Annotated in this window: 15 protein-coding genes; 10 read left to right on the top strand and 5 right to left on the bottom strand. The window is 45.9% G+C overall.

Features of this window, described 5'->3' with window-relative positions; translation table 11 throughout:
* Positions 1 to 18 precede the first annotated feature (18 nt).
* Positions 19 to 2,565: a glycoside hydrolase family 3 protein gene (locus tag RHEIN_RS00925; RefSeq protein WP_008897086.1), complete on the bottom strand. Its 2,547-nt coding sequence runs from the start codon at positions 2,563 to 2,565 to the stop codon at positions 19 to 21.
* A gap of 520 nt (positions 2,566 to 3,085) precedes the next feature.
* Here RHEIN_RS00925 and RHEIN_RS00920 point away from each other — a divergent pair.
* The 8 genes from RHEIN_RS00920 to RHEIN_RS00885 all read left to right on the top strand — a co-directional run bounded on the left by RHEIN_RS00920 (position 3,086) and on the right by RHEIN_RS00885 (position 14,194).
* Complete coding sequence (locus tag RHEIN_RS00920; RefSeq protein WP_008897084.1) at positions 3,086 to 6,052, top strand: TonB-dependent receptor; 2,967 nt, start codon at positions 3,086 to 3,088, stop codon at positions 6,050 to 6,052.
* A gap of 180 nt (positions 6,053 to 6,232) precedes the next feature.
* Positions 6,233 to 6,958: a SapC family protein gene (locus RHEIN_RS00915; RefSeq protein ID WP_008897083.1), complete on the top strand. Its 726-nt coding sequence runs from the start codon at positions 6,233 to 6,235 to the stop codon at positions 6,956 to 6,958.
* Positions 6,959 to 6,964: 6 nt separating this feature from the next.
* Positions 6,965 to 7,993 carry a cupin-like domain-containing protein gene (locus RHEIN_RS00910; protein WP_008897082.1) on the top strand — a complete coding sequence of 343 codons (1,029 nt, stop codon included), beginning with the start codon at positions 6,965 to 6,967 and terminating at the stop codon, positions 7,991 to 7,993.
* A gap of 39 nt (positions 7,994 to 8,032) precedes the next feature.
* Complete coding sequence (locus RHEIN_RS00905) at positions 8,033 to 9,526, top strand: tryptophan halogenase family protein (RefSeq protein WP_008897081.1); 1,494 nt, start codon at positions 8,033 to 8,035, stop codon at positions 9,524 to 9,526.
* Positions 9,486 to 10,247 (top strand): DUF6445 family protein, encoded by a 762-nt coding sequence (locus tag RHEIN_RS00900; RefSeq protein WP_202797754.1) that lies wholly within the window; start codon positions 9,486 to 9,488, stop codon positions 10,245 to 10,247. The genes RHEIN_RS00905 and RHEIN_RS00900 overlap by 41 nt, the downstream gene beginning before the upstream one ends.
* 139 nt (positions 10,248 to 10,386) lie before the next feature.
* Positions 10,387 to 11,715 carry a GH1 family beta-glucosidase gene (locus RHEIN_RS00895; RefSeq protein ID WP_008897079.1) on the top strand — a complete coding sequence of 443 codons (1,329 nt, stop codon included), beginning with the start codon at positions 10,387 to 10,389 and terminating at the stop codon, positions 11,713 to 11,715.
* A gap of 51 nt (positions 11,716 to 11,766) precedes the next feature.
* Complete coding sequence (locus RHEIN_RS00890; RefSeq protein WP_008897078.1) at positions 11,767 to 13,098, top strand: glycoside-pentoside-hexuronide (GPH):cation symporter; 1,332 nt, start codon at positions 11,767 to 11,769, stop codon at positions 13,096 to 13,098.
* A 100-nt stretch (positions 13,099 to 13,198) separates the two neighbouring features.
* Positions 13,199 to 14,194, top strand: coding sequence for a LacI family DNA-binding transcriptional regulator (locus RHEIN_RS00885; protein ID WP_008897077.1), 996 nt, complete (start codon positions 13,199 to 13,201; stop codon positions 14,192 to 14,194).
* A gap of 51 nt (positions 14,195 to 14,245) precedes the next feature.
* Here RHEIN_RS00885 and RHEIN_RS00880 read toward each other — a convergent pair whose 3' ends face one another.
* The 3 genes from RHEIN_RS00880 to RHEIN_RS00870 are packed head-to-tail and all read right to left on the bottom strand — an operon-like array spanning position 14,246 to position 16,168.
* Positions 14,246 to 15,049, bottom strand: coding sequence for a DUF4198 domain-containing protein (locus RHEIN_RS00880; RefSeq protein WP_008897076.1), 804 nt, complete (start codon positions 15,047 to 15,049; stop codon positions 14,246 to 14,248).
* Between the two features lie 4 nt (positions 15,050 to 15,053).
* Positions 15,054 to 15,548 carry a DUF2271 domain-containing protein gene (locus RHEIN_RS00875; protein WP_008897075.1) on the bottom strand — a complete coding sequence of 165 codons (495 nt, stop codon included), beginning with the start codon at positions 15,546 to 15,548 and terminating at the stop codon, positions 15,054 to 15,056.
* A gap of 11 nt (positions 15,549 to 15,559) precedes the next feature.
* Positions 15,560 to 16,168 carry a PepSY-associated TM helix domain-containing protein gene (locus tag RHEIN_RS00870; protein WP_202797753.1) on the bottom strand — a complete coding sequence of 203 codons (609 nt, stop codon included), beginning with the start codon at positions 16,166 to 16,168 and terminating at the stop codon, positions 15,560 to 15,562.
* A 274-nt stretch (positions 16,169 to 16,442) separates the two neighbouring features.
* Between RHEIN_RS00870 and RHEIN_RS00865 the strand changes: the two genes are divergently transcribed.
* Together RHEIN_RS00865 and RHEIN_RS00860 are read left to right on the top strand one after the other, a co-directional pair.
* On the top strand, positions 16,443 to 18,869 hold the full coding sequence (locus RHEIN_RS00865; RefSeq protein WP_008897073.1) for a TonB-dependent receptor domain-containing protein: 2,427 nt from the start codon (positions 16,443 to 16,445) through the stop codon (positions 18,867 to 18,869).
* Positions 18,870 to 19,104: 235 nt separating this feature from the next.
* Positions 19,105 to 20,103 (top strand): SMP-30/gluconolactonase/LRE family protein, encoded by a 999-nt coding sequence (locus RHEIN_RS00860; RefSeq protein WP_008897072.1) that lies wholly within the window; start codon positions 19,105 to 19,107, stop codon positions 20,101 to 20,103.
* 231 nt (positions 20,104 to 20,334) lie between these two features.
* On the opposite strand, the gene RHEIN_RS00855 is transcribed toward RHEIN_RS00860, so the two are convergent.
* The gene (locus RHEIN_RS00855; protein ID WP_008897071.1) at positions 20,335 to 22,212 is read right to left on the bottom strand and encodes a hypothetical protein; all 1,878 of its coding nucleotides are present in this window, start codon (positions 22,210 to 22,212) and stop codon (positions 20,335 to 20,337) included.
* Between the last annotated feature and the right edge of the window lie 181 nt (positions 22,213 to 22,393).

The raw sequence follows: 22,393 nt of genomic DNA, 5'->3' as shown, positions 1-22,393 counted from the left end.
GTTCCTGTTATTAAAGTATTAAGTTGCTGGGCAACTCAGGTCGGCCTTTGTTGTGGCTGGAGTGAATCGGATATTGGCAATACTCAACTGATAAGCCGCTTCGCTGTGTAATACAAAAGGCTGCTGCAGATGATTTAACGCTGCGCCCTTGGCGGCAAAACAGCTTAAATCAATCACCATCTTGTGCCATTGGCCTGCGGTTTTGTTGTTCATCAGTTCTGCTAAATCCAAAGAACCACCACAACCTGAACCGCAAGACAAAGCTAAAGTCACAGCTGCTGTTGGCGCTGTATTCCATTTCATATCCACTACCAGTTGGCCATACCCACTGGCATTCAGCGGCACTGCGGCTTGCAATACCAGCCTGGATTTAGAATTGGCTGCCCAGTCGAGCGATAAGGCATCTTCCTGTTTTTGCCAGTTTACTGCGGCTAAGTTCAGGCTTTGATCGGCACTTTTGGCCTTATTGCCGGTCACGGTCACAACACCCTGTTCATCCTGCAAAATCAGGCTATAACCTGAAGCCGGACGGCGCTCAAATAAACTTAAGCTTTTGTTGCTGGCGCTGGTTGCACTGTTGATTTGTTCGATTAAGTCATTGGCGATAGTGGTGTTGTTCTGATAAGTCAGGCCATAACCAAAGGCAAAAAGCGGATCGTAGTTGCTATCACCCTGATTTAAAGGGGATTGACCGGCTGTTTTTGGCCAGGAGAATGGCAGTTTGCCTTTAAAATCATACTGAATTTCACCAGCTTGAGTTTTAAATAAAACGTCAGCCACTGCCTGACCTGCAGTGCCAGGTAACCAGGCCGCAACAAAAGCGTCTGACTGGTTCAGTTCAGGGTTTACCCATAAAGGCCGGCCTGTTAAAAATACAGTGACCACTGGAATGCCATCCGCTTTGAGTTTTTTCAGCAGGTCCAGATCGGTATTTTTACCGGCCTGATAATCCAAAGTACTGATATCACCATCAAATTCGGCGTATGGGTTTTCACCTATGACCACAATAGCGACATCAGGTTTTTGCTGATAACTGCCATCGGCGCTCAATTCAACAGAGCCCTGGGCTGCTTCAACCTGCTGTTGTATGCCTGAATAAATGGATCGCCCATTCGGGAAGTCGGCATTAGTGTTGCCCGTACCTTGCCAGGTTAAAGTCCAGCCGCCACTTTGTTTACCAATGTTGTCAGCACCGTCACCTGCCACCAGTACTTTTTGCTTAGGTGCTAAAGGCAGTAATTGATCATTGTTTTTCAACAGCACTAAAGATTCACGCACAGCCTGAGCGGCAAGGGCCTGATGATCCGCATGGCCGATCAGCTCTGTTTTACCCGCAAATTCAGACTGAGCCGGATTGCCGCGTTCAAATAAACCTGCACGGATTTTCACTCTTAAAATACGACTGACCGCATCGTCTAACCGTGCTGCTGATATTTCACCGGCTTTGGCCTGAGCCAGAGTATTTTGATACAACAGCTTCCAGTCTTCCGGCGCCATTAAAATATCTACACCTGCATTAATGGCTGCGGCGCAATTAGTGTTGGTGCAGCCCGGAATTTGGCCATGGCCGTTCCAGTCTCCTACCACTAAGCCATCAAAGCCCATACGTTCTTTTAGAACAGTAGTGAGCAGGTAGTGACTGCCATGTATTTTTTCGCCATGCCAGCTGTTAAAAGTTGCCATCACTGTTTGTACGCCTGCATTCAGGCTGCTGATATAACCCTGAGCATGTAAGCGGACTAAATCGGCTTCGTTATCCAGATTGTTCCCCTGGTCTTTGCCGTTTTCAGTGCCACCATCGCCCAGATAATGTTTAGCTGTGGCAATTAAACGGCCACTTTGCATAAAATCAGCGCCAACATTGCCCTGAATACCTTTGACCAAGGCTGCGCCCAGCTCTTTCACAATAGTGGGGTCTTCGGAATAACTTTCATAAGTGCGGCCCCAGCGGTCATCGCGGGCTACTGCTACTGTGGGGGCAAATATCCAGTTGATGCCAGTGGCTGCCACTTCAACAGCTGTTGTTCTGCCTATGGCTTCAACTAACTGTGCATTGTTGGCCGCACCTAAACCTATATTGTGTGGAAATACAGTAGCGCCAACCACATTGTTGTGACCATGCACAGCATCTGTGCCCCAAATTGGCGGAATGCTGCTGCCATCTATGCTTGTATCGACACCAGCGTCGTAATAAGCCTGAGCTAAAGCCAGCCAATCCGCCGCTGTGGAGTTTTTATTGTCGTTAGGATAAGAACCACCGCCATTTAAAAAAGAACCAAAACCATACTGACGCATATCTTTGACTGTCATCCAACGGATATCAGGCTGGATCAACTGAGCTACTTTTTGCTCTATGGCCATAGTGGCCAGCAATTGCTGTACTGCTTTTTCTGTGTCGCTGTTCGCTAAAGGGCTTTTTAATTCAGGCCACAGAGCAAGGCTGTCGGCTCCTGTTGTTTTAACTTCTGCCGCTGTTTCAGTGCTGGTGTTTTGTTGGCCGCAACCAGACAAAGTGGTGATAAGAGCAGCACTGCACAACAACGCCAATGGTTTAGATCGAAACATAATTTTAATCCTGTTGAGCTCTGTCTGCCTTGGTGTCCGCTTCCGATGGAAAGTCGGATAGTTGCAAGAGGTCAGCAGAGTTTTGATCGGCGGGGCTGGCAGGCAAATCAGCATTTTTGTTATGCAAATGCATACAAAAGCTCTGATGGGTGCTTGGTGTTCTGTCCCCGTGTCCTCCGGGCTTATTAAAAACTCCGGAATGCAAATCTTTGATTTGCTTATTATTGTTCTAAAGTTACATCGCATTATTTCAGCAAAGGACAACACAACACCTTGATTTGCTGAATCAGAATGAGATTGTAAGCGGTTTCATTTTTAACTGATAAAGGCAGTATTGCCAACTGTTTTTTAACCAAAATGTAAGAATTAGTTTTTCTGTATTGACGAGTTAAAAAAAATCACCTAAGTTTGTGAAAGCGCTTACAGTTAGCTTTGGGGAGTAGTTCAGCTATCTGTCCGGCGTCACAATAATTTTCTTATAAAAGTAAAAAGCCAAAAAAACAGTCGACAGGGAACTAAGATGAAATCCAAAACATTCAAAAAGACCAGACTCGCCACCAGTCTGTCATTAGTGCTCGGAGTAGGCGTTGTTATGCCTGCTTTTGCGGATGACGCACAGGAGCAAAACGCTAAAGCTGAAGAAAAAATTGAAGTAATCAGCGTCACAGGTATTCGCGGTAGTCTGATTAAGTCCATGGATACCAAACGTTCGTCTACTGGTATTGTGGATGCGATTTCCGCCGAAGATATAGGTAAATTCCCTGATACCAATCTGGCAGAATCTCTGCAGCGTATCAGCGGTGTGTCCATTGACCGTGTCAACGGTGAAGGCAGTAAAGTATCGGTCCGTGGTTTTGGTCCGGACTATAACTTAGTGACGCTGAACGGTCGCCAAATGCCTGTGACTACAGGTTCACGTTCTTTTGATTTCGCTAATATTTCTGCTGACACCATCAGCGGTGTTGAAGTAAACAAAACCAGTTTTGCTGCAAACCCAACAGGTGGTATCGGCTCAGTTATTGATGTTCAAACCTTAAAACCTTTAAATGCCGGCGGCGACAAAGCTGTGTTTAGTGCTGCAGTTGTAGACGATCGTTCTACTGAAGAAGGTTCGGCCACTCCAGAAATTGCCGGGCTTTATTCAACCACTTTTAATGATGATAAATTTGGTGTTTTAGTCTCTGCCAGTTATCAGGAGCGTGAAAGTGGTACCCAGCAAGCCAACGTAGGCACTGGCTGGCGCAGTTTCCCAGGTACAGTGGATATCACTTCGGGGCAATGGGGAAGTGTTCCACTAGATAATCAGGTAAACCGCCCTGGTGCTGATGATGTGTATTCTGTGCCACAAACCACCATTTACAAATTTGAAGAACAGCAACGTGCCCGCACTAACGGCCAGTTAGTGCTGCAATATGCTCCTACTGATAATTTGACAGCATCCTTAGACTATACCTACATGCGCAATGATATCGACACTCAATACAACGATGTGTCTGCCTGGTATACCTATGTTCCTTCACAAAGTGTCTGGACTGATGGCCCTGTCTCTTCACCGCTGATTTATTCAGAAGACTATGGGAATAGCTTTGCCGATTTGTCTATGGGCGCAGGTGACTATGGCGTGCGCAACCAAAGTGGTTCTTTGGGTTTGAATCTGGAATGGCAAGCCACAGACAAGTTAAAACTGAGTTTTGATGCGCATCAATCTGATGCTGAATTCAAGCCAAATCATGTGTTGGGTTCAAACAATACTTTAAGTACAGCCGCTTTTGTTCGCCAAAGTGCTGCGACAGATTTTACCGGAGAAATGCCGTTATTAGCGGTCGAAGGCGGTAATGCAGTTCGCCCTTCCGACATGATAGTGACAGGCAGCGTATTTGGTAATTCGACCAACAAGTCTGAAATTGATCAGTACCAGTTTGATGGCGAATACGTGTTTGAAAGCGCTGGCAGTATAGATTTTGGTATTGCTATCACGGACGTCGACAACCACTCAAAATCAGTCAACGTGCAACGTAACGATTGGGGCGGTGTAGGTCAGGCCGGTGATTTTGATGACTCCTATTTCCCTGCTGGTACTATCCATGACAAATTTAACGCGGGCAAAGGTGATTTTTCCTTAATGCCGGATCGTAACTTTGAAGTTCTGGACACTATTTTCTTCTGGGATTTCAACACAGTACGTGCCCGTGCTGAACAGTTGTACACCCCAGCTGGTTTTGTTGGCGCTGGTGATTGTGGTACCAACTTCTGCCCATCTACTGATTACAACAGTGATGTGAACCGTTACACCAAAGAAGAATCGCGTTCTGCTTATGTGCAGTACAATTATGAAAATGAAATCTCTGGTATGCCATACGATGTGCATGTCGGTGTGCGTTATGAGCAAACAGACGTCACTTCAACCTCTGCAGTTGCTGCCTACAATGGCGCACGTTGGGTTGCCGATACTGAAGTGGTATTACAAGCCAGTGGTCAGCGTGAATTCCAGACGAAAACAGGTGATTACGACTATCTATTGCCTAGCCTGAACTTCAACATCGAGGTCGTTGACGATGTGATGTTACGTGCCGCTTACAGTGAAACTATAGGTCGTCCGGATTATGTGTCGATTCAGGGCGGTACTGTTGTCGCAACTATAGCCAACCGTGCCGGTGGTGGTGGTAATGCTGGTAACCCAAGTCTGTTGCCTTTGGAATCAAAAAATATCGATCTTTCGGCTGAATGGTACTACGCACCTGCAAGTTATGCTTCTATCGGTTATTTCCGTAAAGATACCAGCAACTTTATCAGTAATTCTATTGTTGAATCCTCTATCTACAGTATTCCAAATCCGGTAGATGGCAAAAAATATGATGAAGCTGTAGCCGCTGTAGGTAATGACGCCGGCGCTATTCGTAACTGGATTTTTGCTAACTATCCAAATGCACCTGGCGTAGATGTTGCGAACCGCACTATAGATGGTGTGGCTGGCGAAGATGAAATTTTGTTGTTCAAAATTAATACCCCTTCTAACGGTACAGACTCTGACGTTATAGATGGTTGGGAATTTGCGGTTCAGCACGCTTTTGGTGAAACAGGTTTTGGTGCTATTGCTAACTACACCATGGTTGACAGTGACGTTTCCTATAACAACTTCCTGTTGCAGGATCAGCCTGCCATCGAAGGTTTAAGTGACACAGCCAACGCCATTTTATTTTATGAAATGGATGGTTTCCAGGCTCGTATTGCTTACAACTGGCGTGATCAGTTCCTGAACTCCAAAAGCCATGACACAGGGGCTCATCCAAAATACACTGAGGCTTATCACCAAATTGATATGTCAGTCAGTTATGACTTACCTCAAGTGGAAGGCTTAACTATTTTTGTCGAAGCTCTGAACATTACGGATGAACATATTCGTGTTCATGGTCGTGCCAAAGAGCAGGTATTAAGCCTGGTTGAATCCGGTGCCCGTTACAGCATTGGTGCCCGCTACAGCTTCTAAGCTGGATCAGGGCCATAAGGACATGGCCCAATCTATACTGGCATCTTCAATCCGGAATGAAGATGCTATATCTTGATAAATTCTGCCCTATAAAGAAGCAATAAACAGCAGCCTTAATTGCAGCTCACAAACTTCAAACAAACTATAACTAAAAATACAGATAACAGACCGGGATACAGTATGAGTAACAATGTTTTACTGAACAGTGTTGAACACCGAGACCTGAAAGTGATTACGGCCAGAGGCGCACAATACGGTGATGCAGTGTGGTTTGCTATCACTTTTCCTCAGGAATTTCGTACGGCCCAGGCCCACTACCCGATTTTTTTTCACAAAGACAGCCAAAGCAATCAGTTTTTTGCCGTCACCCTTTTTGGTTTTCAGGATCAGGAAAATCTGTTTTTACAGCAGGATAACTGGCGTGGTTGTTATGTGCCGCTGATGCTCAGACGGCAGCCCTTTCTAATTGGTCAGCAAATGGTGCGTGAAGACGGTATTGAAACCGCTCAGCGTGTGATCCATATCGACTTAAACAATCCTCGTGTCAGCAGCATAGAAGGCGAGAGCTTATTTTTGCCTTTTGGTGGTAACAGCACCTATCTGGATCAAGTCGCCGGGATGCTGGAAACCATTCATTTTGGCATGCTCGACAGCAAGATTTTTGTTGATCTGCTGCTTGAACATCATTTGTTGGAGTCTTTTACTTTGGATCTGACCTTCAGTAATGGCCAAAAACAGCAGCTGGCGGGTTTTTATACTATTCATGAAGAAAACCTTGCCGCTTTATCGCCAGAGACTTTGGCGCAGCTGCATCAAAAAGGTTATTTGCAGGCGATTTATATGGCGATAGCTTCTCAGTCCAATATTCGTCATTTGTTGCATTTAAAAAATAAGCAGTTTGAGTAAAGCCTGATGAGCCAGTTAATAAATAAGCCATTAGCACAAGTAAAAACGCTGGAAGGATGCGACCTGGCTGATGCCCTTGCGTTGATCACTAACACCAGCCAACCCCTGGTTTTTAAAGGCTTGTGCAAAGAATGGCCTTTAGTTCAGGCTGGTTTGGTTTCTGCCTCTGCGGCGGCCGATTATATCCGGCAGTTTTATCAGGGAAATCCTGTCAGTGCCTGTTATATAGAGCCCGATCAGCAAGGCCGGGTGTTTTATAACGCCAAACAAGATGGCTTTAATTATCAGGGCGGAAAAATTGATTTTAATCAGCTGATTGAGCGTTTGTTTGCTTTGAATGGTCAACAAGAAGTGCCGACTTATTACATGGGCTCTACTGAAATCAACCAGTGGTTTCCAGGTTTAGCAGCACAAAACAGTCTTGCTTTGGATGGCATCAACCCGTTAACCAGTGTCTGGTTAGGTAATCAATCCAGAATAGCAGCTCATTATGATTTTCCGCAGAATCTGGCTTGTAATGCGGTAGGACACCGTACTTTTACTTTGTTCCCACCAGAGCAAATCGCCAATTTGTATCCGGGCCCTATGGAATTTGCTCCTGGCGGCCAGGATGTCAGTATGGTGGATTTTGCAGCGCCTGACTTTGAGCGTTTCCCTCAATTTGCCGAAGCTTTGCAGCATGCGCAGGTTGCCCATCTTGAACCTGGTGATCTGTTATTTATTCCCAGTATGTGGTGGCACCATGTGGAAGCACTGGATGCCTTTAATGTGCTGATCAGTCACTGGTGGCGTGACACTCCAGCTTATTTAGGCCGGCCAAATAATGCCTTGTCTATGGCGGTATTGAGTTTGCGTAGTTTGCCTAAAGCGCAGCGTCAGGCCTGGAAAGCTATTTTTGATTACTACATTTTTGAGCACGACTATGTATCCCAGGATCATATACAGCCAGAGGCACTAAAGATGCTGACTAAACCGCTGGATGAGCTGAATGCACGTCAGATCAGAGCTGACTTACAGAACAAACTAAAGCGTTGATCATTCACCACAACAATACCAATCAACAAAGGTGAGGCTATGAATAACGAACAAAACAGAATTAAAAAAGTAGTGATAGCAGGGGGCGGCACAGCAGGTTGGATGACAGCGGCTGGCCTGACCAAGTTGCTGGGTAAAAATCTTGAAGTGGTATTAGTTGAATCGGACGATATTGGTACTGTGGGAGTCGGCGAAGCCACTATCCCAACTATGCACATCTTCCACCGCTTATTGAATATTAAAGAATCTGAAGTGATGGCCGCCACCAATGCCACTTTTAAACTGGGTATTCAGTTTGAAAACTGGAAAACTCAAGGCGAAAACTATATTCACTCCTTCGGTTTTTTAGGCAAAGACTGCTGGGCCTGTGGTTTCCAGCATTTTTGGGTCAAAGGTAAACAAAAAGGCATAGCCAGTGAAATTGGTGACTATTGCGTCGAGCACTTGGGCGCACGCCAGGGCCGTTTTGCGGTGACGCCTAATCAGGATCTGAATCACGCTTATCATATGGATGCCTCTTTATACGCTAAGTTTTTGCGCCGTTTATCTGAGCAGCACGGCATCAAACGTATTGAAGGCAAAATTAGCGAAGTGCAGCAGCATATGGACGGCAGTATCAGCGCTTTATTGTTGGAATCCGGCGAGCTGATTGAAGGTGATTTATTTATCGATTGCACAGGCTTCCGCGCTTTATTAATAGAGCAAACGCTGAATACCGGCTTTGAAGACTGGAGCCACTGGTTACCTTGCGACAGTGCTTATGCGGTGCAAACCAAAACCACACAGGAACCTGTGGCTTACACTCGCGCTATAGCCCGTGATGCTGGCTGGCAATGGAAAATTCCACTGCAAAGCCGGGTTGGCAATGGTCTGGTGTTCTGCAGCAAATTTATAACAGAAGCAGAAGCCAAACAAACTTTGATCGACAATGTCGAAGGAGAAATGTTATTTGAGCCCCGGCTGATTAAATTTAAAACCGGTACCCGTCGTCAGCACTGGAACAAAAACTGTGTCGCCATTGGCTTATCCAGCGGTTTTCTGGAGCCGCTGGAGTCGACCAGTATTCATTTGATTCAGCGCAGCATTATTCGCCTGCTGCAGGCGTTCCCATCCGACGGCATTCTGGCTGCAGAAGTCGCTGAGTTTAATCGTCAGACCAAAATTGAAATGGACAATATCCGCGACTTTATCATTCTGCATTACAAAGCCACAGAGCGTACCGATACGAAGTTCTGGCGTTACTGCAAAGCGATGGATATCCCGGAAACGCTGTCTCATCGTATGGAATTGTTTAAACAGTCCGGCAAAGTTTATAAGTTTGCTCAGGAACTATTTGGCGAAAGCTCCTGGTTGCAGGTGCTGATTGGTCAGGGCTTAATGCCGCAGCAGTATCATCCAATAGTGGATTTAATGCCGGATTCAGAGCTGAATGATTTCCTGATGAGCATTAAACACAATGTGAAACGCACTGTGAGTCAGTTCCCGACTCACCATGAGTTTATTCAGCATTATTGCAAGTCGTCTTTGGTCTGAGCAGACTATGATGGAAGCGCTGAATTATCAGGTGAATGACGCCATCCGGCCCGAAATTATTTATCTTGGGCTGGAAAAAACGCCATTAATTATGATTGATAACTTTGCTGTGGATTTGTCAGCTCTCTGCCAGCATGCACAGAAAAGCAACTTCATGCGGGAAAACCAGACTTATTATCCGGGTCAGCGTGCTCTTTTACCAAAAGACTATGTGGCGGCCAGTTTAAATGCCTTGTATCAGCTGATTTATAAAGTCTATCAGGTGCCGGAAACACTCAGATTAAAGCCACAGATGCTGTTTTATGCGCTGATCACTCAGGCCGAAAACAGCCTGCACCCGCTGCAATGCATGCCACATTTTGATACCAGCGCCCCTTATTATTTTGCACTTCTGCATTATCTCAATGACAGTCCTCATGGCAGCACAGGTTTTTTCCGGCATAAACCTACAGGTTTTGAACGGGTAAGCGACCAAAGGCGAGCAGAGTATTTCCAGTCAGCTCAAAAGTTTATTGATGAGCATGGGGCGCCACCCCAGCGTTATCAGGTGCAAAGCAACGGGCATTATGAGCTGTACCACCAAGTCCCTTACCAGGCCAACAGATTGATTATTTACCCCAGCAATTTGTTGCACTCTTCACTGGTAGACAACACAACAGACATAGATGGCTCGCCTGTCACTGGTCGTTTAACCGCCAATATGTTTATTGATTTCGTATAAACCCAAACAGCCCTAAACAACAAACAAGGATTTGAGTATGGCCTGCACAACACAAAAAATGGAAGCGATTACAAGTTTGGGCCAGTTTTGAACAAGCCACTTTTACCCTCTAATTTTTAAAGATGAAAAGAAGATAACGATGAATTATGAACTGCCGAAAGGCTCGAGACTGCTGAAAAAAGAATTTACTTATGGCGTTGCCACCTCCTCCTTTCAGATTGAAGGTGGTATAGAGCAGCGCTTGCCTTGTATCTGGGATACGTTTTGCGCCACACCGGGTAAAGTGAAAGATGGCTCAAACGGCGCTTTAGCTTGTGATCACTATCATCTATGGCGTGACGATATAGCACTGATCAGCTCCCTGGGCGTAGATGCCTATCGTTTTTCTATCGCCTGGGCCAGAGTGATGAATAAAGACGGCAGCCTGAATCAGCAAGGAGTTGATTTTTATATCAATATTCTTGATGAATTAAAGGCAAAAAATATTAAGTCTTTTGTCACCTTGTATCACTGGGATTTGCCTCAGCATATTGAAGATCAGGGCGGCTGGCTGAACCGCAACACTGCCTATCTGTTCCAGGATTATGCTGACAAGTTAAGCAAAGCTTTTGGTGACAGAGTCTATTCTTATGCCACTCTAAATGAACCCTTTTGTAGCTCCTACTTAGGCTACGAAGCCGGTATTCATGCGCCAGGACTGACCAAAAAAGCCTATGGCCGTCAGTCGGCACATCATTTATTGTTGGCGCACGGTCTGGCTATGCAGGTACTGCAGAAAAATAGCCCAAACAGCTTAAATGGTTTAGTGCTGAACTTCACTCCGGCTTATCCATTAACCGACAGTGTGGCAGATAAAAGAGCGGCAGAGCTTGCCGACGACTACTTTAACCAGTGGTATATCAAACCTGTGTTTGATGGTGCCTACCCGGACTCTTTTGCTTTATTGGCAGATGAAGACAAGCCGCAAATTGAAGCTGGTGATTTTGACATTATCAAAGCGCCACTGGATTTCTTAGGTGTGAACTTCTACACCCGCACTGTGTATAAAGCCACAGAAGGCCGGGATTTTATCGAAGTAGATATGACCGATGCGCCTAAAACAGATATTGGCTGGGAAATTTATCCACAGGCCTTTACCGATCTGTTAGTGTCTTTGCATCAGAAATACAAGCTGCCTCCGGTTTACATTACGGAAAACGGCGCTGCGACGGCCGATCAGCTTCAGCATGGCGAAGTCGATGATCAACTGCGCTTGTCTTACTATCAGTTGCATTTAAATGCTGTGCATCAGGCGGTTGAGCTGGGTGTGGATATTCAGGGTTATTTTGCCTGGAGTTTAATGGACAACTTTGAGTGGGCCGAAGGTTACTTAAAGCGTTTTGGTATTGTGTATGTCGACTACGACAGCCAGCAAAGAACTGTGAAAAACAGCGGTCTGGCTTACAAAAAATTGATCAGTAATCGTTAATTAATAAAAAAATAATAATTTCAAATCAACAATTTATAGGATGCGCCTGACATGGTTAGTGTAAAGGAAAAAATTGCTTATGGCCTGGGGGATACGGCAAGCAATATAGTGTTCCAGACCGTCATGTTATTTCTGACGTTTTTTTATACCGACATTTATGGCATATCGCCGGCCTTCGTCGGCACCATGTTTCTGGTGGTGCGAATTTTGGACGCAGTCACAGATCCGCTGATGGGCGCTCTTGCCGATCGTACTGAAAGCAAATACGGCAAATTCCGGCCTTATTTACTTTGGTTTGCCTTGCCTTTTGGTTTGATCAGCGTATTGGCATTTACCACGCCGGACTTAGGTGAAGAAGGCAAAATGATTTATGCCTTTGTCACTTATACCTTGCTGATGCTGGTCTACACCGCCATTAATATTCCATATTGTGCTTTGGGTGCAGTATTAACAGCTGATCCAAAAGAGCGGGTGTCAGTGCAGTCTTACCGTTTTGTGTTTGCCATGCTGGGTGGCCTGATGGTGACAGCTTTAACTTTGCCTCTGGTCGAGTTTTTTGGTCAGGGCGACAGAGCCAAAGGTTATCAGCTGACCATTATGGCAATGAGTGTACTTGGTGTACTTATGTTTCTGGCCTGTTTTTATGGCACTAAAGAGCGGATTAACCCACCCAAAGAAAGCTTTAGCCGAAGCTATGTGGACAACTTCCGTCAGTTGTGGAAAAACGATCAGTGGCGGGTATTAGCACTGGTGGCTTTATGCCTGATGAGCGGTTATGTACTGCGTACTACACTGGCAATTTATTATGTGAAGTATTATCTGGAGCTGCCGGACAGCATCACCTTGTTTATCACTTTAGGTATGCTTGGCAGTATGGTCGGCTGCATTATTGCCCAGCCTCTGGCGAAACGGTATTGCAAAGTGAAGCTTTATATCGGCATTCAGATTTTGGCTGCTGTGCTTTGTGCCAGCAGTTATTTTGTTGCAGCAGATAATGTCAGCCTTGCCATTGCTTTATATGTGTTATGGAACCTGGTGTTTAACACCGGCACTCCGCTGCTTTGGGCAAAAATGGCCGATGCAGTAGATTACGGCCAGTGGCGCACTGGTATCCGTACCACAGGCATGGTGTATTCATCGATCATTTTCTTTATCAAACTGGGCATAGCTGTAGGTGGTGCTTTAGGTGGCTGGTTATTGGCTGGTATGGGATATCAGGCTGATGTCAGTCAAACTGAAGAAACCAAAGCAGGTTTATTGCTGGCTTTTAGTTTGTATCCGGCCATAGGTTCTTTGATTGTGGCCTTTGTCATGAGTGCTTATAAACTAAACACGCAAAAAGTTGATGAAATCACCCTGGAATTGAAGAGAGCTGCAGAATAAAAGCTGATAATATGACGGACTTCAGAGCAAATCAGTCTTTGCTGAATTACTCTGAAGTTCCCGATTTTCTTAGACTTAACAAGAAGTGACAGCACTATTTATGGCGACTATCTACGACGTTTCTCAGCTTGCGGGTGTATCTCTGGCGACTGTATCCAGAGTGATGAATAAAAACACCAATGTCAGTGAAAAGACCAAACAAAAAGTGCTGGCCGCTATGGCTGAACTGGGCTATAGGCCTAACACTTTTGCTCAGTCTTTGGCGTCAAATTGCTCGAATAGTGTCGGGGTTTTGGTTTCTCAGCTGGATGGTCCTTATTACGGCCCTATGATGGCGGAAATAGAAGCTGCACTGCGTGCCGATAACCGTCACGTCATTATTGCTGTAGGTCACAGCGACGCCGCTCAGGAGATCGACAGCGTAGAGTTTTTGCTGAGTAAAGGCTGTGATGCTTTGATCCTGGATGTGGAAGCTATCTCAGATGAATACCTGATTAAACTCAGTCAAAGCTCTACTCCTATAGTGCTGATCAACAGATACATAGCACAAATCAGCGACTGCTGTATTTACTTGAATAATGAGCTGGGGGGTTATATGGCCACCCGGCATTTGCTTGATTTAGGTCACAGAGATATTGCCTATATTTCAGGCCCATCAAAAAAACACGATGCCATAGAGCGGCTTGAAGGTCATAAACGGGCTTTGGCCGAAGTGGGCATTTCTTATGATCCGGCTTTGTGTTTTGAAGGTGATTATAAAGAAGACAGTGGCGTCGATGGTATGAACTACCTGTTCAGCCAAAACAAAACATTTACTGCTGTGGTCTGTGCTAACGATCAGATGGTGTCAGGTGCTATTTCGGTTTGTCTGGAACGGGGTATGCAAATTCCGCAGGATTTATCTTTTGTCGGCTATGACAATATTCCTTTTGCCCGTTATGTGTCACCTAAGCTGACTACAGTGAATAACCCTATCCATGAAATGGGCAAGATGGCCGCTTTGTGGTTACTGAAACATCTTTATAAAAAGGATGTTGAAGTGGCAAATGTATTTGAACCTGAACTGGTGGTGCGTAATTCCGCTATCCGGATTTAGCTGTTGAGGAAACCCAACCTCTGTGTCAAAACACAGAGGTTGGTAGCAAGTTTAAGGTAAAGCCGCTTCTAAAGTCACAGTTAAACCTTCACGGATTTGATCCGCTAATTCAGAGTCAGCTTTCGCAGAATACGAAGCCTCAATTAAAAATACGCCCGCTTCAACAGGGGTGTAAGTAAACTGGCCAGTGGCATCTGTTTTATGTTGCACACGACCTGCTTCGTCACGGTAACGTTCACCTTCATAGGACACTTCCAGTTCAACTCCGGCCAGGGCTTTACCATTCACTAAAAAGGTAAAAGTCACAGGTTCTCCTGCCACTATGTCAGCTGGGTGAACTGAACTTTTAAACTCTAAACCTTCATTTTTCAGTGCTAACACTTCAGAGGTTGGTTTATTGACTGTGATAAAGGCCACAGAGCGGCTGCGGCTTTGACTGGTTACTACGTCCGTTGCATTGGCCGGTAACTCTTTAGCACGGCTCTTTTTATCTGCCATCAGACGTTTACGTTCATCACCTACTTTGTACATAGTGCCAAAACGTACAGGGCCACCTAACTCCAGCTTGTAAGTGCCTTCAGCATTCAGTTCTGCGTCGACCTGAGATTTACGTTTGCCCTGGTATTTATGTTCAATCGCCTGTTTTTTGCCGTCTGGCGTATACAAAACCACATTGTCTACCGGAATACCTTTGTCAGCCACAAAAGTCATATTGGCAGCACTGATATCAGCAGACACCCAGCTCCCTGTTTTAGATAATACAAAGTGACTTGGTACTACCCATAAGGTATGAGCTAAAGCCGGAGCGCTGACCGCTGTGGCAAGCAGTAATGAAGCCAGAATGGATTTTTTCATTGGACTATTTTCCCTGTACTGAAGTAAGTTGAATTTTGCCCAGCTCGGTGCTGGCTTTGATTTCTATTTGAACGGCACTGCCATCCCATTTAAATGCTTGTTTGGCGAGGTTACGTCCGCCTTGTTCGCGGGCTGCTTCAACAAAAAGTACGTAGTTACCTGCAGCCACTGCTTTGCCTTGTTCGTCTTTACCATCCCAGCGCACTTTATAGTTGCCAGGACCTTTGGTGGCACCGGTTTTTGCATCCACCAACTGCGGCTCACTGCGGCCCAATTTGCGCCAGAAACGGCGTAAGTCTTTAATCCAGTCCGGCTTATCTAACCAGGCTTCCACCAAGCGCACAGGTTGCTGTTGTTCATCTTCGATCCAAACCGCGACATAAGGTCTGTGGTAAGTGCCAGTCTCAATTTTTGGCAGTTCAACCTGAACTTCCAGTTCTGGCTGAGCCATGGCCGTGCCGCAAAAAAATACCAACACGGCGACTAAATACTTGTGCATAAATTTCCCTCTTAATGAAACGAAGCTATATAAGCTAATAAAGCCAACACCACACCAGCGACTGCTGTGGCATTGCCAAAATCTCTTCTGTTGGGCTGACGCCACAATAGATAAAAACCAGATAACGAAAACAGCACACAAAACACGGCTGTAATATCAATCAGCCATTTCCAGCTGCTGCCGGCGTAACGGCCTTTATGTAAATCGTTGGCCAAAGCCAGATAACCACCAAACTCAGCGTCAAGCTCTGCGGTGCGCTCTGCTAAATCAATGACCACTGAGGCGTAACCGGCAGGGCGCTTAAAATCAACTTCCAATAGCTCATCTTCTGGCGAAAAACTCAGGTTGTAGCCACCCTGCAACTGGTGCTCTTGTTTTAACCAGTCGACATACAAGGCCATAGCGGCTTGTTGCTGACCTTCAGGAAGATCCAACAAATCAGGTAACTGCTCAGGCAGTTCCAACTGCAATTGCTGACTGGTTTTCCCCAGACTGCTGCTGAGTTCGGGATGGTTTAAGGTGATACCCGTGATGGCAAAAAATAACAGCAGCAACAATACCAACATAGCGCTGTAGGTATGTAACCAACGCATCCAACGAGCTAAAGCTGAACTCTTCACAGCACCCCCATAAAAAACTGCAGCCATGCTACTGAGAATTGTTCTTGTTTGCAAGTGATCCGCAAGTGGTTGATTTTGCTGTTCGTCGCAAAAACTCTTTTACAGAACCCAACACGACAACTGCAATTGCAAATAGTTCGCAATTGCTATTGATATTTTAATGAGAATCACTATCATTGGCGGCCATTAGCGTTTCGTTACTTTTCTTTACATAGATCGGGCTTTGGTTTTATCCGCTTTTTTGCGGTGAGCTACCCGAATAACAGGAGTTTTTATGTTCAAGTCCCGTCCGGCAAAACTGGTATTAGCCACTCAGCTTGCTTTAGGTCTGATTGCTACAGTACAGGCAGAAGACGCAGCTGTAGCCAGAGATAACAATATTGAACGCATTGTCATCACGGCTTCAGGTTTTGAACAAAAGCTGGTGGATGCACCTGCCAGTATTTCAGTTATTACGGCAGAAGAGCTGCGCTCTCGTCCTTACACTACATTACTGGATGCGGTACGGGATCTGGAAGGTGTTGATATTGGCGAAACCCGCGATAAAACCGGTCAGGGTACTATCAGTATGCGCGGCATGGGCTCGGACTACACCCTCATTCTGGTGGATGGCAAGCGTCAGAACAATCATGGTGATATTTATCCAAATAACTTTGGTGGCAACCAGTTTGGCCATATGCCACCACTGGACACCATAGAGCGAATCGAAGTGGTTCGTGGCCCTGCTTCTACTTTGTATGGCGCCGACGCTTTAGGTGGTGTGATCAACATCATTACCAAAAAAGTCACTAATGAGTGGTTGGGTTCAGTCAGTCATAGCCGCACTGCACAAACAGATGACAGATTTGGTGAAGAGGTCACTACAGACTTCAACGTGATGGGGCCGTTAATCCCTAATGTACTGGGCATGTCTGTTCGTGGCAGTGCTTATGACCGTATGGCCTCTACTCCAACTTTTGCACCTGTGGTTTATCCCAATGGCCAAGTGCTGAATCGCTCTTTAGGCTTTGGTTCTGGCGGTAAAACAGTAGACAATAAAAGTTCTGTATTAGGGGGGCGTCTGAGCTGGACTCCGGTTGAAAATCAGGCGATTTGGTTTGATATAGAAACTTCCACTCAGGAATACGATAACAGCCCTGTTATCAATGACGATGGCAGCCGTGAATATCCTGTAGGCACAGTCGACAATATCCAGAGTATCTGGGCAGCAGGTAACTTCTGTAAAGGCGCCACAGGCACTAATGCCAATGCCTGCCGAACCAATGGCGGAACCTGGACCCGCCGAGCCAACCCGCGGGTGGGTTATAGCCCAACTCAGGAATTTAGCCGTGATACCTGGTCTTTAAGTCATGAAGGTAAATGGGATCTGGGTAATAGTTTTATGTCTTTGTCTTATGTAGATACACAAAACCATGGCCGCACTTTACCTTTTACTTTGGCTGAACGTGCCCAGTTATTGACGATGATCGATGGTACCGGCGCTTATGCTGATATGACTGAAGAAGAGCGTGTACAGTTGGCTCAAGATACCTTCCTGCCAAGAGCCAAACGTAAAATGGCCAGCAATCAATATACTTTTGACGCCAAAATGGATATGCCATTTGAACTGGCGGGCCAACACACCGCCATAGTGGGTACGCAAGTGATCCGTGGTGAACTGGAAGATGGCGTCTTTGGTATGGAAAGCGGCACTCCAGGTGAAGTGCAGGAACACAATATGTGGTCCATTTTTGCTGAAGATACCTGGGACGCCACTCAGGCATTTGCTTTAACCGCTGGTTTACGTCGTGACGACCACGAAGTCTTTGGCAGTGAGATGAGCCCACGTTTATATGGTGTTTATACCTTAAGCCCGGAATGGACTATCAAAGGTGGTGTCAGTACTGGTTATAAAACGCCAAAAACCACTCAGCTGTATGACGGCGTAGTTGGTTTTGGTGGTCAGGGCACATCACCTATGTTTGGTAACCCGGATCTGAAACCAGAAACCAGTACGTCCACTGAAATTGCGGCCTATTGGGAACACCCGGATAACCATAACTTCAACATCACTATTTTCAATAATAAATTTGAAGACAAGATCGCCTCTCAGCCTTGTGGTACAGGCACAACGTTGGTCTGTACTGAAACAGGTGAATATGCTGAATTGGGTTATGCCGCCAGCAGCAAAACGGTCAATATAGACAAAGTGACGATACAAGGCGCTGAGCTGGCAGGACGCTGGCAGATTATCGACAATGTCGCTTTCCGTGCTAACTACACTTACACCGACAGTGAGCAAAAAAGTGGTGCTAATGCAGGACAACCCCTGACCAACACTGCCAAACATATGGCAAACCTGACACTGGACTGGGCTGCGACTGACGATTTAAAACTGTTTCTGACCTCAGAAATCCGTACTAAACGCTACCGCACCTGGGACACTATTAAAGACGAAGCTCTGTACTTTAAAGCCTATGAAGTGCTGCACTTAGGTGCCAGCTATGAAGCCAGTGACACAGTTACCTTCACTGCTCGAATCAATAACTTAATGGATAAAGACTTCACCACCTACGACCTGCACTTTGTTGAATGTGACAGCGGTACCAACTGTGTCTTTGATGCCAATGGCGAAAATGGCTACATAGGCAGCTACACTGACCATTACAACAACAAAGACAAAGCCCGTAACTTATGGGTGAGTGTAAACGTTCGCTTCTAAGCTTGTCCGCAGGCTAACCACGGAAAACCGCAGATGATCTCTGCGGTTTTTTTTGCCTGCATAAATGGTGGATGCTGATTTGATTCGTGGTGTGCAGACCCTGCAGCACAATCTCAGAAAAAAAGTAAAACTGAAACTAAGTTTATCTGTCATCTGCAGTGCTTTGGTTGCGCTAACAATGCTACATTGTTGCTTTTCCAACCAAACCCTTTCCAACCAAACAAAGGTGACAAGGATGCGACATAGTTTAACGCTGCTTTTTTTTACATCTTCACTGGCTTTTGCCAATCCATCCCCTATTCCAGCCAACCCGGTACAACAACTAAAACTAGAGCTTGCTCAGGTGATTGCTGCAGATGCACAACTGGAAATACTGGCTGAAGGTTTTCGCTGGTCTGAAGGCCCTGTAGCTGAACCAAAAACCGGTGATATTTTATTCTCTGATGTACCGGACAATAAAGTCTGGCGCTGGAATGCAAAAGACGGCTTAACTTTGTATCTCAGCCCGTCAGGCCATACAGGTTATGTTGACGAACCTTCTATCAAAGAAGGTTCTAATGGCTTGATTTTTAATCAGAACAATCAGTTGGTGCTGGCACAGCATGGTGACAGAAGGCTGGCAGTACTGACATCAGTCGACACTAAAGGCCCGGTTTACCAAAGCCTGATCAGCAGTTATCAGGGTAAATTATTGAATAGCCCAAATGATCTGATACAACACAGCAATGGCAGCTATCTGTTTACCGACCCACCTTATGGTCTAAAAGATGGGGATGATTCCAAACAAAAGCAGCTGACTTTTAATGGGGTGTACTGGCTTAAAGGCAGCGACCTAAGCCTGATCACCGACCAACTGAGCCGTCCTAACGGTTTGGCGTTATCGCCGGATGAACAATGGCTTTATGTTGCCAACTCAGATCCACAAGCTGCACAGTGGTGGAAATACCCTATTGCCGCCGATGGTACTGTGGGGGAAGGTCAGCTGTTTTTTGATGCTACAGCCTGGGTAAAAAGCAAACCCGGCTTACCAGATGGTTTAAAAGTGTTGCCCTCTGGTCACTTGCTGGCGACTGGCCCCGGTGGTGTGTTGGTGTTTAACGCCAAAGGCGACCATCTGGGTACTATCCAAACCGGAGTTGCAGCCGCCAATGTGGCGCTAAGTTTGGATCAACAGTATTTGTACATTACCGCTTCCAACTATTTATTACGCATTAAGCTAAAAATGCAGCTTTAAGCTAAGGGCCGTTAACAGTAAGAAGGGAATAGAAATGTAAAGCTGCTCTGATACTGAGCAGCTTAAAGGGTAAACTGGTCTCACAGCTTTACTATGTTCCAGGGGGCTCACTGGCTTATCGCCTGGCTGCAACTTCAAGTCACTTGGTATAGTGTGTGGTTTTCAGGCGGTGATTAACTTGCCGCTGGAGTAACAGATAAAAAAGCCTGCGCAAGGCAGTCTAATTCAAACTTAAGGTACAGTGACATTGATTGCCAGTGTATTGCCCCCTGATGTGCTTAAAGAGACAGTTGCTGTATCGTCGCTATTGCCCCCTGAAACAGTGATTGGCAGACTGCACACACCGTTGGTGTTTGTTCTATTGTTTGTTCCTGAATTGCAGCTTCCTACAGTCACTAAAAGACCACCTGTATTGGCTGAACCATAACTGACGCTGGTTGATATATTCAAAAAAGGTAAGTGTATGGAAGAGGCGTCTTCAACCTCAAGCTGTAATACCGCAGAGCCTCTAATTGCACTTTGCCCTGTAGTCTCAGTGATAGTTGCAGGGGCCATATAATCGAAACATTCCTGATTATCTATGGTCGTTGCGCTGCTACCGCTTGCTTCCGCCACTACCCAGACCTGTGCCGATCCTTGTGGTAAAAAACGCGTCTCAACGGATGGATCAACACAGCCCGCTCTGATGGTGTTTTGATTGGCTGGATAAGTCAGATAAAAAGTGGCAGCGCCGTCAGTAGTTACCGCCTGACCACTGACTAATTCTTCTTTTGCAGGGTCCACGCCTGAAATCTGAGCACCCAGCAAAGAGGCCCCTACCATATATTCCAGTTGGCTTGCCGTATTCACATAAGCTTTGTTGGTTGTCAGACTGATATCTTGTTCAGGTAGTGCCGCAACAAAGCGGCTCTTATCCGCAGCCTGAGCATTTAGGATGAGCACCCTGTCCTGAGCTTCAATAAAGCGACTGGTGTTATTTCTGGTAAGCACCGCGCTTTTAAACAGAGCATTACTCAAATCCGTTAACAAAGCAGAGTTTGCTGTGGTGGTGGCATTGCCATCTATGACAGTACTGCTGAAACCATAGTTAATTTGTGGTGCGCGGTTGGATAACAACACACTGTCGATCACCCCCAGATTGACTACAGTGCCATCTGCCACCGGGTTACCGTATCTGTCTGTTGCCAGCAAGCCGCCAATTCGTCTGTAGATACCATTTCCCATATCTTCAATGGCATTTTCTCTTGGGTAGCTCAGCACAATAGAATGAGTAGGTCCAGACGCTATACTTAAGGCTGAAATTGTGGCCTGAATGACTGGGTTGTAACTGGTTCCGTCGTTCGTTAAAGCCTCAGCTTTTAACTCAACTACACCGGGTAATTGACCTGAACTTAAAGTTAAGGTGGCAACCCCATTGCTGGTGGCTACATCGACCGTTTTATCATGCTGAACCAATTGACCTGAAGCCTGGGTGCCAAACAACAGTTCACCACCATTTGGCTGGGTGGCAAAACTAACCCGCACATTATTGACCCCTGCAGGAGCATCTTGTGCTGCGCCACCTGTAGATGTAAGCAAACGTACTGTAATAGTGCTGCTTTCCATCTGGCCTACACCAGCAACAAAAATGGCGCGCTCACTTGCTGTAATGCTAATACTGGCAGGTACTGGCCGTTCAGGTTCTGGAGCTGTACCAGCAACTGTTATCGTCGTAGAAGTCTGAACACCATTTACATAAGCAGTAACAGTGGCTGTACCTCCACTTTGGCCTGGATATAAGCGAACTGCTGCTACACCTTCCCCTGCGTCATTAGAGCCGCCACGGCCTGTTTCAGCTGTTGTGCGTGTCACCACTTCTGTGGCACTGAAACTGCCCAAATTTGTACTGAATTGAACTGTAGCGTTACGTAGCAGTACGCCATCTGTATCCCGGACTGTGGCGGATACAGTGGTAAAACGATCAGGGAAACCAATATCCAGATTGGCTGTGCTTGCACTGACTGTCACTGCAGTAGCATCTTCGGTTTTATCAGAACCACCACAGGCGGCTAATAGCAGCAGAGGTAAGACTAAAAACAGACTATGAAAAAAACGCGGCAACACTGTCATACTTCTTCCTTGTAACCAGATCGTTAGCTTATGTAAAATTTTGCAGATTTTACTGAATTCTAAAGAGGTATATCACTTTTGTATAGACGTTAGTTCAGTTCTGAGGCTGCAGAATGCAGTTTGCTTGTGGTTTACCACAGAACGGCGCATGCTGAAGCTTCATTCATCCGGAATATCAGAT

Origin of the sequence: Rheinheimera sp. A13L (genome assembly GCF_000217935.1) — a bacterium.
Classification (GTDB): Bacteria; Pseudomonadota; Gammaproteobacteria; order Enterobacterales; family Alteromonadaceae; genus Pararheinheimera.
Note: the sequence above shows the minus strand (reverse complement) of the source record. Positions and strands in the feature narration are given on the sequence as shown.

Coding starts and splice junctions, on each gene's coding strand:
- RHEIN_RS00925 (WP_008897086.1), bottom strand. CDS start 2,565: ATGTTTCGATCTAAACCATTGGCGTTGTTGTGCAGTGCTGCTCTTATC.
- RHEIN_RS00920 (WP_008897084.1), top strand. CDS start 3,086: ATGAAATCCAAAACATTCAAAAAGACCAGACTCGCCACCAGTCTGTCA.
- RHEIN_RS00915 (WP_008897083.1), top strand. CDS start 6,233: ATGAGTAACAATGTTTTACTGAACAGTGTTGAACACCGAGACCTGAAA.
- RHEIN_RS00910 (WP_008897082.1), top strand. CDS start 6,965: ATGAGCCAGTTAATAAATAAGCCATTAGCACAAGTAAAAACGCTGGAA.
- RHEIN_RS00905 (WP_008897081.1), top strand. CDS start 8,033: ATGAATAACGAACAAAACAGAATTAAAAAAGTAGTGATAGCAGGGGGC.
- RHEIN_RS00900 (WP_202797754.1), top strand. CDS start 9,486: ATGAGTTTATTCAGCATTATTGCAAGTCGTCTTTGGTCTGAGCAGACT.
- RHEIN_RS00895 (WP_008897079.1), top strand. CDS start 10,387: ATGAATTATGAACTGCCGAAAGGCTCGAGACTGCTGAAAAAAGAATTT.
- RHEIN_RS00890 (WP_008897078.1), top strand. CDS start 11,767: ATGGTTAGTGTAAAGGAAAAAATTGCTTATGGCCTGGGGGATACGGCA.
- RHEIN_RS00885 (WP_008897077.1), top strand. CDS start 13,199: ATGGCGACTATCTACGACGTTTCTCAGCTTGCGGGTGTATCTCTGGCG.
- RHEIN_RS00880 (WP_008897076.1), bottom strand. CDS start 15,049: ATGAAAAAATCCATTCTGGCTTCATTACTGCTTGCCACAGCGGTCAGC.
- RHEIN_RS00875 (WP_008897075.1), bottom strand. CDS start 15,548: ATGCACAAGTATTTAGTCGCCGTGTTGGTATTTTTTTGCGGCACGGCC.
- RHEIN_RS00865 (WP_008897073.1), top strand. CDS start 16,443: ATGTTCAAGTCCCGTCCGGCAAAACTGGTATTAGCCACTCAGCTTGCT.
- RHEIN_RS00860 (WP_008897072.1), top strand. CDS start 19,105: ATGCGACATAGTTTAACGCTGCTTTTTTTTACATCTTCACTGGCTTTT.
- RHEIN_RS00855 (WP_008897071.1), bottom strand. CDS start 22,212: ATGACAGTGTTGCCGCGTTTTTTTCATAGTCTGTTTTTAGTCTTACCT.